Source organism: Kitasatospora sp. NPDC053308 (assembly GCF_055585785.1).
On record NZ_JBVJJY010000001.1, the window covers coordinates 619,586 to 634,087 of the forward strand.

Here is a 14,502-nt window from a genome sequence, read left to right on the forward strand (position 1 = left end):
GGCGCGAGGAGCGGTGTGGGGATCTGTGCGGGGATGAGTGCGGGGATGAGTGCGGGGACCCGTGCGAGAGGCGTGCGGGGATCTGTGTGGGAATAGCGCGGGGATCCGTGCGGGAGGAGCGCGGGGATCCGTGCGGGCGGGCGTGCGGGGATCTGTGCGGGGAACGTCACAACCCGGTGATGAGCCGGATCCGGAACCCCGCTCGCCACGATCCGGGCATGCCCCGACCGCTACGCTGACCGTATGACGAGCGAGGAGCAGCCCACCCCCAGCGCCGCCCCGGCCGCCAGAGCCGCCCTGCCCGACCTGCCCGAGGTCGCGCCCGCCGGGACCCCGGCGGACCGGGCCCGGGCGCTGCTGCGGACACGTGCCTACCGGCGGCTGTGGACCACCCAGCTGATCGGCGGTACCGCCGACCGGCTCGGCCTGCTGGTGCTGCTCGCGCTCACCGTGATCGCCGCCGCCCAGGGCGGAGTGTTCGGCGACCTGCCGCGCAGCCTCGCCTTCGCCCTCGCCGTGGTCCTCGCCGCCCGGGTGCTGGCCACCGGCCTGGTCGGCGTGGCGCTGCTCGGACCGGTGCACCGGCTGGTCACGGGCACGCTGGACCGGCGCTGGACGCTGTTCGGCGCCGACGTGCTGCGCGCCCTGCTGATCGGGCTCGCACCCTGGTGGAGCGTCTGGCTGGGCTCCGGTTCCAAGCCCTCCGGGGCCGCGACCTACGTCCTGCTCGCCACCGTGTTCGTCACCGGTGCCGCCGAGCGGGTCTGGGGGATCGCCGAGGCCGCCGCCGTCCCCGGGCTGCTGCCGCCCGCGAACCCCTACGCCCCGGCCGCCGAGCAGCGGCCCGCCGCCGCCCACCTGGAGACCGTCCGGGCCGTCGACCGCTTCACCGGCTGGGTCACCCTGCCGCTGGCGGCCGTCGGCCTGGTCGGCTTCACGCTGCTCAACAACATCGGCGCGGCGAGCGGCTCGAACTGGCTGCGCGCCCACCAGCTCACCTTCGCGGCGCTCGGCGCGGCCGGGCTGTTCGCCGCCTCGGCGGCCCGCGGCTACCTCCAGCAGCTGCCCGGCGGCCCGGTGGCCGTCGCCCCGGTCTCCCCGCTGCAGGGCCTGCGCGCCCCGACCGACGCGGCCCCCGGGCCCGCCCTCGGCAAGGGCCGCACCGGCAGCGCCCCCTACTTCACCTTCGCCGTCGCGGCCGGTTTCGCCTCGATGGCGGGCGTCGCCGCGCTCGCGCTGCTCACCGCCGCCGAACACCGGGCCGGGCCGATCGGCTACGGCCTGATCGTGCTCGCCGCCACCGGGACCCCCGCCCTCGGTGCCCGGCTCACCCGGGCCACCCTGCCCTCGCTGTCCCGTCGGCGGCTGCTCGCGCTGGCGCTGCTCACCGAGGGCGTCGCGCTGATCCTGGCCGGCCTGGTGCTGGACTACGTCCTCGTCCTGCTGCTCACCGTGCTGGCCGCGCTGGCCGCCGGGATCGTCATCTCGACCGGCCGCACCCTGCTCGCCCAGGAGGTCGAGGAGGCCCGGCTGCCGAAGGTCACCGAGCACCTGTTCGCGGTGCTGCGGGTCGTCGTCGCCGCCGCGCTGGTCGGCGTCCCGCTGATCGCCGCCGCCTACGGGGACGTCGAGTACGGCACCGTCGAGCCCGGCTCCTTCACCTTCATCCACGGCGGCGCGGCACTGGCCGTCGCCACCGCGGGGCTGCTCACGCTGGTGCTCGCCGCCGTCGTGCTGCTGCGCACCGACGACCGCCGCGGCACCGTGCCGTTCGGCCGGGACCTGGTGGACGCGGTGCGCGGCGCCGCCGGTCCGGTGCCGCACCGGGGCGCCGGCACCGGCTTCTTCATCGCCCTGGAGGGCGGCGACGGCGCCGGCAAGTCCACCCAGGCCCAGGCCCTCGCCGAGTGGATCCGCGGCAAGGGGCACGAGGTCGTGCTCACCCGCGAGCCCGGCGGCAGCCCGGTCGGCCAGCGGCTGCGCGGTCTCGTCCTGGACGTCGGCAACACCGGTCTGTCCCACCGCGCCGAGGCGCTGATCTACGCCGCCGACCGCGCCGAGCACGTCGAGAACGTCATCCGCCCGGCCCTCGCCCGCGGCGCCGTGGTGATCACCGACCGGTACATGGACTCCTCCATCGCCTACCAGGGCGCCGGGCGCGACCTGGCCGCGACCGAGGTCGCCCGGATCTCCCGCTGGGCCACCGGCGGACTGCTGCCCGACCTGACCGTCGTGCTGGACGTCGACCCCACCCGGGCCCGGGAGCGGTTCACCGAGGCGTTGGACCGGCTGGAGTCCGAGCCCACCGAGTTCCACCAGCGGGTCCGGGCCGGCTTCCTCGCCCTCGCGGCCGCCGATCCGGCCCGCTACCTGGTCGTCGACGGCAGCCAGGCCCCCGGCTTCGTCACCACCGCCATCCGGCACCGGCTCGACCGCGAGCTGCCGCTCTCCGAGCAGGAGAAGGCCGCCCGCGCCGAGCGGGAGCGCCTCGCCCGCGAGGAGGCCGAGCGCCGCGCCGCGGAGGAGGCCCGCAAGAGGGCCGAGGAGGAGGCCGCCGAGCGCAAGCGGCAGGAGCTGCTGGCGCAGCTGCGCGCCGAGCAGGCGGAGAAGGAGCGGCTGGCCAAGGAGGAGGCCGAGCGGGCCGCCGCCGAGGCCCGGCGCAAGGCCGAGGAGGAGGCCCGCCGCCGGGCGCAGGAAGAGGCCGAGCGCCGCGCCGCGGAGGAGGCCGAGCTGCGCGCCGCCGAGGAGGCGCGGCTGGCGGCCGAGGCCGCCGAGCGCAAGCGGATCGCGGACGAGGCGGCCGCTCAGGCGGAGCTGCAGCGGCAGCGGGAGCTCGCCCGCGAGGAGCAGCGGCGCCGGGCGGAGGAGGCGCTGCAGCGGGCCGAGGAGGCCCGGCTGGCGCAGGCCGCCGCGCTGGCGGCCGCGGCTGCGGCGGCCGAGACGGCGGCGGACCGGGCCGGCGGGCGAGCGGCGGCCGGGGACGATGTGACCACGGAGCTGCGGGCGGTCCGGGAGGCTCCGGAGGGTGCTCCTGGGCAGGGCGCTCCTGGGCGGGGTTCGGCTGCGCAGGGCTCGGCTGGGCAGGGTGCTCCTGGGCAGGGTGTTCCTGGGCACGGTTCGGCTGGTCAGGGCTCGTCGGTTCAGGCATCGCCCGGGCAGGGCGCTCCGCGGGAGTCGGCGGAGGGGCTCGGGGACGAGGCGACTCGTGAGCTGTCGCTGCGCGACCGGCAGTCCGCTGTCCGGGCGGCGGAGGCCGCGGCGGCGCGCCAGACGGCGGTGGCCGCGGGCGCGGTGGACGAGACCGCCAAGCTGCCGGTGGTGCCCGCTTCGGCGGTGGACGAGACCGCCGTGCTGCCGAAGGTCCCGGCGGAGGCCGACCGGACCGAGGTGCTGCCCCGGGTCGAGTCGGGCCCGGTGGACGGGACGCGCGAGCTGCCGGTGGTCGGCGGGGCGCCGGCGGCTCGGCCGCGGCAGCAGCCTCCGGTGCAGCCGCAGCCGCAGCCTCCGGTACAGCCCCAGCCTCCGGTGCAGCCGCACCCCCAGCAGCAGCCTCCGGTGCAGCCGCAGCAGCGGCCGCAGGCCTGGCAGCAGCAGGCCCGGCCGGAGCAGCAGGCCGAGGCGCAGGCGCAGGCGCAGCCGACCGTCGAGCGGACGCGGCCGGAGTGGGCCGAGGAGACGCCGATGGACGACCTGCCGAGCCTCACCGACACCCTGCTCGGCTCGCACGACGAGTGGGCCCGCTGGGAGCACGGCGGCCCGTCGCAGGGCGCCCCACAGAGCGGTGCGGACCCGCGTGAGGGCGGCAAGGGCGACCGCGAAGGCAAGGGCAAGGGCCGTCGCTGGGGCCGCCGGGGCTGACCGGGCACGGTGGGGGCGGCGCCGTCGGGGTGGATCCCCGGCGGCGCCGTCATGCTGTGCGGCGTCGCACGGGGTGCCTTCCCCTCCCGCAGGCGCCCGCCGCTGCCCGCTGCCCGCTGCCGCTGCCCGCTGTCGCTGTCCGCCGCCCGCCGTGACCCGGACGGAGCAGTGGGTGTCGGGGTGGAGACGTATGCTCGACGGCGGGGAAGAGGCGCTGCGGGCGCTGCCGTACGGAGCTTGGGAGCAGCAGTGGCCGTCTGGGACGACCTGGTGGGCCAGGAGCGGGTGGTCGAGCAGCTGACCGCGGCCGCCCGGGCGGCCGGGGCGACGGTCGAGGCCGGTCGCGGGGCGGCCCCGGACCATGGCGGGAACGCCTCCCTGATGACGCACGCCTGGCTGTTCACCGGCCCGCCCGGGGCCGGGCAGGTCACCGCGGCGCGCGCCTTTGCCGCCGCCCTCCAGTGCACCAGCCCCGACCTCGCGCTGGGCGGCACGCCCGGCTGCGGGTTCTGCGACGGCTGCCACACCGTGCTGGCCGGCAGCCACGCCGACGTGAAGTACGTCCGGACCGACGGCCTGTCGATCGGTGTCGGCGACATGCGGGACCTGGTGCTGCGCGCCTCCAGCTACCCGACCGGCGGCCGCTGGTCGGTGATCCTGGTGGACGCCGCCCACCGTCTCACCGAAGCCGCCGCGAACGCGCTGCTCAAGGGCGTGGAGGAGCCCTCCCCGCGCACCGTCTGGCTGCTCTGCGCGCCCTCTGTCCAGGACGTGCTGCCGACCATCCGCTCGCGCTGCCGCCTGCTGGTGCTGCGCACCCCCGCCGCCGAGGCGGTCGCCGACCAGTTGGTCCGCCGTGACGGCGTGGACCCGGAGACCGCCCGGCTCGCCGCGCTCGCCGGTCAGGGCGACATCGAGCGCTCGCGCCGCCTCGCCGTCGACGAGCAGGCCCGCAACCGTCGGGCGGAGGTGCTGCGGATCCCGCTGGAGGTCGGCGACATCGGCGGCTGTCTGGCCGCCGCCCAGCGCCTGGTCGACACCGCCAAGGCCGACGCCGAGGCGCTCGCCGAGACCCAGGACGCCAAGGAGACCGACGACCTCAAGGCCGCCTACGGCGCGTCCGAGGGCGGCAAGGCGCCGCGCGGCATGGCCGGGGCGGTCAAGGAGCTGGAGAAGCGGCAGAAGAGCCGCGCCACCCGCACCCGCCGGGAGACCCTCGGCGTCGCCCTGCTCGACCTGCTCGGCTTCTACCGGGACGTGCTGGCGATCCAGCTCGGCTCGACCGGCGCGCTCGCCAACGAGGACCAGCGGCAGGCGCTGAACCGGGTCGCCCAGGCCGGTCCGGCGGAGGCCACGCTGCGCCGGATCGAGGCGGTGCTGGCCTGCCGCCAGGCACTGGACCGCAACGTGGACCCGCTGCTCGCGGTCGAGGCGATGACGGTGGCGCTGCGCGCGGGCTGAACCGGCCGGGGGCGGCTGCCGTGGGGGGCCGCCTTCGTCGGGCCGCCTCCATCGGGCGTCGGGTGACGGTCGTACGCCCGCCCTACGCCTTCCGGAGCCGGTGCGCTGTCCCACCTTCGAGTGAACGAGCGGTACGCGCCGGGCACACCCGCGTGTGACCGTCCGCCGGTTGTGCACGCTGGGGGCCGACTGCGCCCGGAGCCGGGCCCGGTCGTCCCCGTACGCGCCGGGTCCGGTCCGGCGTCGGCCCTCCTCCCGAGGCGGTGCGTCGTCGCATGGTTCGTTCACTCCTCGTCATCCCCCTGCTGGCCGCCGCTCTCGGCGGGGTCTGGCTGGCCCGCGGTGCCCTCCAGCGGTGGCGTGACCTGCGCGCCGCCGAGACCTACGAGCTGGCCGGGGACCGGTGGCCGATGCTGGTGCGGGCGGCCGGGGCGATGGTCTGCGGGATCTGCGTCACCGGGTTGACGCTGCTCACGGCGCTCGGTGCCTTCGGCGGCCTGAGCCGGGGCGACCGGCAGCCGGACCGGGCGGAGCCGGTCGTCGACGCGACGGGCGCGGGCGGCGGGGCCGGTGCGGGAGCGGGTACGGCCGCCGGGGCGGCGGCCCGGCAGCAGGCGGTGCCGCCCGCGGCCACCGAGCCGCCCGCTGCCGCCACCACGCCCCCCGCCGTGGTCAGCCGCTTCGACAGCGTCGGCCACCCCGGGGGCGGAGAGCTGCTCCAGTCCGCGGTGCTCGGCCCCGACGGGCGCCCGCGCAACGTCCGGGTCTGGCTGCCGCCGCAGTACGCCAAGGAGCCCAGCGCGCGTTTCCCGGTCGTGGTGATGCACGCGGCCGAGCCGCGCAAGACCGCCGACGCGGAGGTCCCGGACGTCTTCGAGGGCATCGGTGCGGCGCTGCAGAGCGGCAAGTCCCGTCCCTTCATCCTGGTCGCCCCCGAGGCGCCGAACGGCACCGCGCACCCCTGCGAGCTGGTCGCCGCCGCCCCGGCCGCCGTCGCCGACGACGCGAACCTGCGCACCACCATCGCGGCCTCCTTCCGGACCCTGCCCCCGTCGCCGTCCTCCTGGGGCGCCCTCGGGGTCGAGGGCGGTGCACCCTGCGCGGCCGCCGCCGGGCTGGCCCGTCCCGACCTGTACGGCGCGGCCGCGGCGGTCTCCGGCCGGTACGACGCGGCGGCGCTCACCCAGACCGGCGCCGAGGCCCCGACCGGCAGCGCGGCCAAGCTGCTGCTGGCCGCCGCGAAGGCCGATGCCGCCGGGCTGGACGCGGCCCGCAAGCTCCAGGCCTCGCTCAAGGCCGGTCCGGGACCGGCGGCCAAGGCGGACGTGCGGATCTCGGACAACGTGCAGGACTACACGCCCGACCGGGAGCGGCTGCGGCTGGTCCGACAGGCGGCACAGTTCCTGGCCGAGGCGCTGGCCAAGGCGTCCTGAGCGTCGGCCGAGCGGGCGCTACGCTGCCCGGTGCCCCAGGGTGGGTACCGGGCAGCGGCGTTCCCCCTCCCGGTCCGGCGTTCGCGCGTCACCGCGTCACCGCGTCACCGTGTTCGCGGTCCTGACTCTACGTTCCTTCCTTTCTTCCTTCCTTCCATCCACCGAGGAGAGCAACCGGATGAGGGCCTTCGGGCGGGTGCGGGTAGCGGTAGCGGCGGCGCGGGTGTCGGCCGCGGCACTGGTCGTCGGGTTGCTGGCGGGCGGCTGCGGCCCGGGGCCGGCCGGGCTGCCGGACGCGGCCTCCTCCGACTCGGCCGGGGCGGCCGGCTCCGGGGCTGCCGCGGCTCCGGGCGTCGGCGGGGTCACCCCGTTGGAGCCGCTGCCCGCCGCCGTTCCGGCCGCGCTCGCCTCGTACTACGCGCAGCGGCTGGCCTGGCAGCCGTGCGACGGCGGCTTCGAGTGCACGACGTTCCGGGTGCCGCTGGACTACGACCACCCGGGGGAGGGCGAGCTCACCCTGTCCGCCGCCCGTGCGCCGGCCGAACCTCCGGCGGCGGGCGCGGCCGGTGCGGGCCCGGTGGCCGACGCGGGTTCGGTGGCCGGGGCCGGGGCCGGTGCGGCTGGCACGGCTTCGGCCGGTCCGGGCGCGGGCGGGCCGGGGCAGCGGCTCGGTTCGCTGCTGCTCAACCCGGGCGGGCCGGGCGGCTCGGCGGTGGAGTACCTGGAGTCCGCCGCCGGGACGTACGACCGCGGGGTGCGCGCCGCGTACGACCTGGTCGGCCTGGACCCGCGCGGGGTGGGCCGCAGCAGCCCGGTCAGCTGCCTGAACGGGGACCGGATGGACGCCTTCGCCGCCGTCGGCCTCTCCCCCGGTGACCAGCAGGGCATCGACGCGCTGGTCGCCGCCGACAAGGAGTTCGCCGAGGGCTGCCGCCGCCAGGCCGGAGCGGCGCTCGGCCACCTCAGCACCGTCGAGGCCGCCCGCGACATGGACGTGCTGCGCGCGCTGCTGGGCGACGAGCGGCTGAACTTCGTCGGCAAGTCCTACGGCACCTTCCTCGGCGCCACCTACGCCGGGCTCTTCCCGGGCCGGGTCGGCCGCCTGGTGCTGGACGGCGCGATGGACCCGGCGCTCGACTCCGTCACCGGCAACCGCACCCAGGCCGGCGGTTTCGAGACCGCCTGGGCCGCGTTCGCCGAGGACTGCGCCAAGCGCGAGGACTGCCCGCTCGGCCGGACGGAGCAGCAGGTCGGCGAGCAGCTCACCGCCCTGTTCGCGACCGTCCGGGCGGCCCCGCTGCCCACCGGAGACAAGGGCCGTCGGCTCACCGAGTCCCAGGCGACCACCGGCGTCATCGAGGCCTTGTACGCGGACTTCCTCTGGCCCAAGCTGCGCACCGCGCTCGGCGACGCCGAGGCCGGCGACGGCACCGGCCTGCTGAGACTGTCCGACGCGTACTACGGGCGCGAGGCGGACGGCTCGTACCCCAACCTGATGTCCGCCAACACCGCGGTGAACTGCCTCGACCTGCCCGCGCCGTTCCGGGGGCCGGAGGACGTCCAGCGGGCGGTGCCGGACTTCGAGCGGGTCTCGCCGCACTTCGGGCGCGGCATGGCCTGGATGGCGCTGACCTGCGCCTACTGGCCGGTGCGGGCCACCGGGGCGGCGCACACCATCCGGTCGGCCGGCGCCGCCCCGATCGTCGTCGTCGGCACCACCCGCGACCCGGCCACCCCGTACGCCTGGGCGCGGTCGCTGGCCGGGCAGCTGGAGTCCGGCCGGCTGCTCACCTTCGACGGGGACGGCCACACCGCGTACGGCCGGCACAGCGCCTGCGTGGACGGCGCGGTGAACCGCTTCCTGTTGACCGGGGAGGCCCCTGAGCAGGGCAAGCGCTGCGACCGGTAGGGCGGGGGCCGCGGTCGGGCCGGAGGTGGTTCTCGCTTCAATCACTCGCCGGTACGACGTTACGATGAGCGCCCCCTCCTGCCCTTCCCCTCACCGGAGCGCATCGTGCTCGGAGTCAACGACCTGGCGACGTACGTCCTCGGCGCCCTCGTCATCGTCCTGCTGCCCGGCCCCAACTCCCTCTACGTGCTGTCCGTCGCGGCCCGCAAGGGCATCCGGACCGGCTACCGGGCCGCCGCCGGCGTCTTCGTCGGCGACCTCACCCTGATCAGCCTCACCTCGCTGGGCGCGGCCTCCCTGCTGAAGGCCAACCCGGCCGTCTTCGCGGTGGTCAAGTTCGGCGGCGCCGCCTACCTGCTCTGGATCGGCTACGGCATGCTCCGCGCCGCCCGGCAGCTCTGGCGGGAGCGCCGGACCGCGGCCGACCCCGCCGCCGAGCCGGTCCCCGAGTCCGCCGAGAACCCCTTCCGCCGCGCCCTGGTGGTCAGCCTCCTCAACCCGAAGGCGATCCTCTTCCTGCTCTCCTTCTTCACCCAGTTCGTCGACCCGTCCTACGGGCAGCCCGTCCTGTCCTTCGCCCTCCTCGGCGGCGTCCTGCAGACCTTCAGCCTGCTCTACCTCTCCCTGCTGATCTTCGCCGGCACCACCCTCGCCACCGCCTTCCGCCGCCGCAAGCGCCTCTCCGCCACCCTCACCAGCGGCGTCGCCGTCCTCTTCGCCGGCTTCGCCGCCAAGCTCGCCGTCTCCTCCGCCTGATCCGCCCGCCTGATCCGCCCCGGGGGTATCCCGGTACGGATCACCCGCGAACCTGTGTAGACTGGCCCGCGTTGCCACCACACGTGGCAACGGTGCCGCCTTAGCTCAGTTGGCCAGAGCAACGCACTCGTAATGCGTAGGTCGCGGGTTCGAATCCCGCAGGCGGCTCCACGATGAACCCCAGGTCAGGCTTCTGACCTGGGGTTTACTCATTCACATGACCAGGGGAGTGGGCAAGCCTCCCGCCGTCCTTGGACCGAGCGGCGTCCGGGCGTGGCCGGGGGCCGGATCGGGGCGGGCCGGATCCAGGGGGGCGGGCTCAGCGGGTGGCGTGGCGTATCGCGCCGATCGTGAGCGAGCCGAGTGCCAGGGCGGCGGCCAGGCCCGCGACCACCGTCGGGGCCGGGGCGCGCTCCCCCGAGGCACCGAGGAAGTCCAGGCCGCCGACGTGGTTGATCATCCCGTACCAGAGCAGCGGGTAGACGGTCTGGAACAGCCGGGGGCCACCGCTGACGGTGCCGCAGAGCAGGGCCAGGGCGGGGATGAACAGCGCCCCGGCCACGGCGCCCGCGGCGGCCCGGGACTCTCCGGCGCCGAGCAGCCGGACCACCGACCCGGCCGCGACGGCCAGGGCCGGGAGCACCCCGGCGAGCAGGGCGGCCAGCTCCCGGCGGAGTGGGGAGGGGCAGGCGCCGAGCAGTTCGTCGATGCTGCCGCCGCCCGCGCGGTGGCCCAGCAGGGACCAGAGCGGCACCGGCCAGAGCATCGCGAAGGGCAGGACGGCGTGGCTCGGCCCGTCCGGGGCGACGCCCAGCGCCAGGGCCGTGATCACGGCGGCCCCGGCCCACCACCACCGCTGCGCCCGCACCAGGATCCGCAGCTCGCCGACCAGCGCGGCGAGCACCGTGCCGCCGCTCTGGGCCGGGGTCAGCCGGGCCGGATCCAGGACGAAGGCGGCCGGCTCGCTCTCCGGCGCGGCGGCGCCGCCTCGCCCGCCGTCCTCCCGGACGGTTCCGCGGGCCCCCCGTCCGCCCGGGCGCACCCCCGTGACACCCGGGCGGAGCCGCACCCTCCCCGGTCGGAGCCCAGCCGCACCCGGTCGGAGCCCAGCCGCACTCGGTCGGAGCCCAGCCGCACCCGGGCGGGCCTCCGCCCCGTCGAAGCGCCGGAACCAGAGCGCCCCGAGCAGGGCGAGCCCGACCGCCGCCGCGGTCAGCAGCAGTCCCGTGACGGCCGGCCCGCCCGCCTCGCCCGGTCCGAGGCCGGGCCAGTCGAAGGTGCCGAGCACCCGGTCGTCCGCCGTCAGCCCGACCCCGAACTCCACGCCGTCCACCGGCCGTCCGCCCGCCGAGAGCGTCTCCCGGATCGACGCGGTGATCCGCCGCATGCCCAGCACGTCCAGCCCGCCGCCCGCCTGCCCGCCCAGGACGAGGACCAGCCAGACGGCGAACCAGACCGCCGCCCCCAGCCCGCCGCGCAGCGCCGGCAGGGTGTCGAAGAGCACCGCGCACCCGGCCACCGCCGCCAGCAGCGGCAGGGTGATCAGGGCGTACGGCAGCAGCAGCCGCACCACGTCCACCCGGCCCGAGTCGCCCTTGAGCAGCTGCACCGCGAGCGCCGTCCCGACGAGGGCGAGCAGCATGGAGCCGAACAGCAGCAGGTTGCCGCCGAACTTGCCCGCCAGGTAGGCCGTCCGGCTCAGCGGGGTTGCGGCGAGCAGCCGGCCGACGCCGCCCTGCTCGTCCCGGGGGATCGCGCCGCGGGCGATGCCGAAGCCCGCCAGCGAGAGCCAGACCGCGCCGCCGAGCGCCGTCACCGTGCCCACGTAGCCGCTGGTGTAGCGGCCGTGCAGGTCCGTCACCTGGAACACCTGCCAGCGGGAGTCGCCGACCGGCGCGGCCAGCAGCCCGAGGGCGAGCGTGCCCAGCAGCACGACGAGGTACCCGGGCCGCCGCCGACGCTCCCGGAAGTCGGCCAGGGCGAGCGCCCCGACGCGCGCCGTCATGCCGCCACCCCCTCGGCCGCCGCCGGGGCGGCGGTGAGCAGCAGGTAGGCGTCGTCCAGCCGTGGGGAGACGGGCCGTGCCTCCGGTGCGGGCGGGTGCCCGGACAGCACCCGCACCCGGACGCCCTGCGGAGTGCGGGTGGTGCCGCCGAGCAGGAACCGCGAGCGCAGCGCCGGCAGCCGGTCGGCCCCGACGGTCAACTCCCAGACCGCGCCCTCGGCCTGGCGCAGCAACTGCTCCGGGGTGCCGTGCGCGAGCAGCCGGCCGTGCCCCATGACGGCGATCCGGTCGGCGGTGGCGGCCACGTCCGGGACGATGTGGGTGGACAGCACGACGATCCGGTCGGCGCCGAGCCCGCTCAGCAGGCTGCCGAAGCGCAGCCGCTCCTCCGGATCCAGCCCGACCGTCGGCTCGTCCACGATCAGCAGCGCCGGGTCGTTGAGCAACGCCTGGGCGATGCCGACCCGTTGGCGCATCCCGCCGGACATCGCGCCGAGCCGCTGCCCGGCCGCGCCCGACAGGTTGACCAGGTCGAGCAGTTCGTCGATCCTGGCCCGCGCGGCGCGCCGCCGCATCCCCTTGGCGGCCGCCAGGTAGCCGAGGAACTCACGGGCGGTGAGCTGCGGGTAGACGCCGAAGTCCTGGGGGAGGTAGCCGACGACACGGCGCAGCGGACCGGGGCGGCGGGCGATGTCCACCCCCTCCCAGAGCACCCGGCCCGCGGTGGGCCGGGTGACGGTGGCCAGGACGCGCATCAGGCTCGACTTGCCGGCGCCGTTGGCACCGAGCAGGCCGAGCACGCCGGGCCGCAGCGTCAGCGAGAAGGAGTCCACCGCGCGCTTGCCGCCGCGGTACTCCTTGGTCAGGTCGAGGATCCGGAGTTCGGTCACGTCCGGAATGCTTCCGGGCGGAGCCCGTCCGGACATCTGCCGTTCGGCAGATATCTCCCGGGTTTCCGGACGGAAACGGCGGGAGGGGTAGGCCGAAAGGCCTACCCCTCCCGCCGCTCACGTTCGTCCGCGCGTCCCGGGGTCCGGGACGCGGCTCAGTCCTCGTCGCCGCCGAGGTCGCCGGCGTCCAGGGCGCCGTCCGGGACGCCGCTGATCGCGTAGCCCTGGCGGCGCGCCTCGTAGCAGGCCACCGTCGCGGCCGCCGACACGTTCAGCGACCCAACCCGGCCCAGCTGCGGCACGAACACCACCTGGTCGCAGAGCGCCAGCGCCTCCGGCGTGATCCCGCGGTCCTCGTGCCCGAGCACGAAGGCCACCGCCGGGGTCAGCTCGGCGGCGAACATCGGCACCGCCTCGTCCGCCAGCTCCAGGCCGACCACCTTGAAGCCGTCGGCCTTCGCCGCCGCCACCGCCTCGGCGACGGTCGGGAAGTGCTCCACCTTCAGGTACTTGTCGGTGCCCATCGCGGCCTTCTGCGCGCCGGAGGAGCGCACCGACGGGGTGTCCCCGGCCAGGTAGAGCTTCTCCGCGCCCATCGCCGCACCGGTCCGGACCACCGAGCCGACGTTGAACGGCGACTGCAGGTTCTCCAGGATCATCGCGAGCCGGAACTCGTTGCTGCGCCGCCACGAGCGGTGCAGACGCTTCAGTTCGGTCCCGCGCAGCTGCTTCACGACGTCGTACCTCGTCCAATCTCCGAGCCCTCGCCCGCCTCGGGGCGGGGCCGCGCTTCCAGAATCCGGAACCCGTTGACCGAGGTGACCCGGGTGGTCGGGTAGCCCTGGTCGTTCAGCCACTTCTGCAGCGAGTCCGAGCCCAGGTGCTTCTGCACCACGAGGAACGCCGAACCGTCCGGGGTCAGCCGGCCGAGCCAGTGCGTCAGCAGCCGGCGCAGCGCCGCCTTGCCGATCCGGATCGGCGGGTTGGAGTAGATCGTCGCGAACCGGACGTCCTCCGGGACGTCGTCGGGCAGCTCGGCCCGGACGTTGCCCAGCCCCAGCGCCCCGGCGTTCAGCCGCACCAGCTCCAGGGCGCGCTCGTTGACGTCCACCGCCCAGACCGGCAGGCGCTTGCGCCGGCTCGCCCAGGTGAGCGCGATCGGGCCGTAGCCGCAGCCGACGTCCAGGATCGGGCCGCGCACCCGCGGCGGCGGGGCGTGCTCCAGCAGGACCCGGGTGCCCGGGTCGAGCCGCTCGCGGGAGAACACCCCGGCGTCGGTGGTCAGTTCCAGGGTGAGGTCCGGCAGGGAGACCGTGATCGACCGGCGGTCGCTGGCGACCTCGGGTGCACCGGTGAAGTAGTGCGAGCCGGACATGCTTTCCCCGTCGTTCGTATGGGCCTCGGGGCCACCGGGTGGGTGTGGGTTAGCCCTTCGTACGGCACCGATCGTACCCCCGGCGGGCCGGCGGGCGTTCCGCTCAGGCGGCGCCGGGGGACGGGCGGGCGGCCACGTCGGTGCGGTCCCAGGCGGTGACGGCGAAGCAGACCGGGGTCGGCTGCGCCGGCTCGGCCTCCGGGGAGCGCGCGGCGGCCCGGGCGCACACCGGGGCCGGGACGCCGTCGCCGATCCGCGCGATCTCCTCGGCGAGCGCCGGGGCGGCCCGCTTCCGCCCGCTGCCCACGCCTTCCGCGGCCTCCCGCCGGACCGGCAGCAGGTGGATCGGCTCGTCGGTCTCGCCGGCCTCGCGGGCGTCCGTGGTGTGCGTGCCCAGGCAGTACGCACAGCCGTTCAGCTGCGAGGTGCGCACCTGCACGAGGCCCGGTTCCGGGCCGTTCGGCGGCCCCCGTTTCGAGGGTCGATCCGGGGGCCGGGCCGGTCGGCCGCGGGGCTCCCGCCAACACGCCCGGGCGTGCCCGGCGCGTCGCGTCCGGGCTCTGGGCGGCGGATACTGCCAGTACCGCAAGCCTCCGAAGAGTGAGGACGGATGCCATGCCGCAGGACCACGAGGACTACCTGATCGACGAGACCGACGAGACCGTGGAGCCCGACGAGGAGACGCCTCCGGTGGACGAGTACGACCAGGTCGCCGAGCGCCGCGCCCTCGGGGCCGACCCCGCCACCGACGTCGCGGACGTCGCGGAGCAGACCCGGGTGGTCCAGCTGGACGAGGACGAGTACCGGGAGTAGCC

11 protein-coding genes and 1 tRNA gene are annotated in these 14,502 nt (G+C 76.3%); 7 read left to right on the plus strand and 5 right to left on the minus strand.

Annotated features, from left to right (window positions below):
• The first annotated feature begins 243 nt into the window (after nt 1-243).
• The 6 genes from tmk to ACZ6Y7_RS02870 all read left to right on the plus strand — a co-directional run bounded on the left by tmk (nt 244) and on the right by ACZ6Y7_RS02870 (nt 9,588).
• A complete protein-coding gene (tmk, locus tag ACZ6Y7_RS02845; RefSeq protein WP_465756067.1) occupies nt 244-3,858 on the plus strand; it encodes a dTMP kinase in 3,615 nt (1,204 codons plus the stop codon).
• A 249-nt stretch (nt 3,859-4,107) separates the two neighbouring features.
• Nucleotides 4,108-5,319, plus strand: coding sequence for a DNA polymerase III subunit delta' (locus ACZ6Y7_RS02850; protein WP_465756461.1), 1,212 nt, complete (start codon nt 4,108-4,110; stop codon nt 5,317-5,319).
• A gap of 275 nt (nt 5,320-5,594) precedes the next feature.
• Entirely contained in the window at nt 5,595-6,752 is a 1,158-nt protein-coding gene (locus ACZ6Y7_RS02855) for an alpha/beta hydrolase (RefSeq protein WP_465756068.1), read from the plus strand.
• 178 nt (nt 6,753-6,930) lie between these two features.
• Entirely contained in the window at nt 6,931-8,661 is a 1,731-nt protein-coding gene (locus ACZ6Y7_RS02860) for an alpha/beta hydrolase (protein ID WP_465756069.1), read from the plus strand.
• 105 nt (nt 8,662-8,766) lie between these two features.
• Nucleotides 8,767-9,417 (plus strand): leucine efflux protein LeuE, encoded by a 651-nt coding sequence (gene leuE, locus ACZ6Y7_RS02865; protein ID WP_465756070.1) that lies wholly within the window; start codon nt 8,767-8,769, stop codon nt 9,415-9,417.
• A 94-nt stretch (nt 9,418-9,511) separates the two neighbouring features.
• A tRNA-Thr gene (locus ACZ6Y7_RS02870) sits at nt 9,512-9,588 on the plus strand.
• A 148-nt stretch (nt 9,589-9,736) separates the two neighbouring features.
• Here the strand turns inward: ACZ6Y7_RS02870 and ACZ6Y7_RS02875 are convergent.
• The 5 genes from ACZ6Y7_RS02875 to ACZ6Y7_RS02895 form a co-directional block, all read right to left on the minus strand.
• Complete coding sequence (locus ACZ6Y7_RS02875; protein WP_465756071.1) at nt 9,737-11,422, minus strand: ABC transporter permease; 1,686 nt, start codon at nt 11,420-11,422, stop codon at nt 9,737-9,739.
• Nucleotides 11,419-12,348 (minus strand): ATP-binding cassette domain-containing protein, encoded by a 930-nt coding sequence (locus ACZ6Y7_RS02880; protein ID WP_465756072.1) that lies wholly within the window; start codon nt 12,346-12,348, stop codon nt 11,419-11,421. Before ACZ6Y7_RS02880 ends, ACZ6Y7_RS02875 begins: the two co-directional genes overlap by 4 nt.
• A gap of 119 nt (nt 12,349-12,467) precedes the next feature.
• On the minus strand, nt 12,468-13,046 hold the full coding sequence (locus ACZ6Y7_RS02885) for a TrmH family RNA methyltransferase (RefSeq protein WP_465756073.1): 579 nt from the start codon (nt 13,044-13,046) through the stop codon (nt 12,468-12,470).
• Nucleotides 13,043-13,687 carry a class I SAM-dependent methyltransferase gene (locus tag ACZ6Y7_RS02890; protein ID WP_465756074.1) on the minus strand — a complete coding sequence of 215 codons (645 nt, stop codon included), beginning with the start codon at nt 13,685-13,687 and terminating at the stop codon, nt 13,043-13,045. The genes ACZ6Y7_RS02885 and ACZ6Y7_RS02890 overlap by 4 nt, the downstream gene beginning before the upstream one ends.
• Nucleotides 13,688-13,790: 103 nt before the next feature.
• Nucleotides 13,791-14,120, minus strand: a complete 330-nt coding sequence (locus tag ACZ6Y7_RS02895) for a carboxymuconolactone decarboxylase family protein (protein WP_465756075.1) — start codon at nt 14,118-14,120, stop codon at nt 13,791-13,793.
• A gap of 182 nt (nt 14,121-14,302) precedes the next feature.
• On the opposite strand from ACZ6Y7_RS02895, the gene ACZ6Y7_RS02900 reads away from it, so the two are divergent.
• Entirely contained in the window at nt 14,303-14,500 is a 198-nt protein-coding gene (locus ACZ6Y7_RS02900; RefSeq protein ID WP_465756076.1) for a hypothetical protein, read from the plus strand.
• Nucleotides 14,501-14,502: the final 2 nt, after the last annotated feature.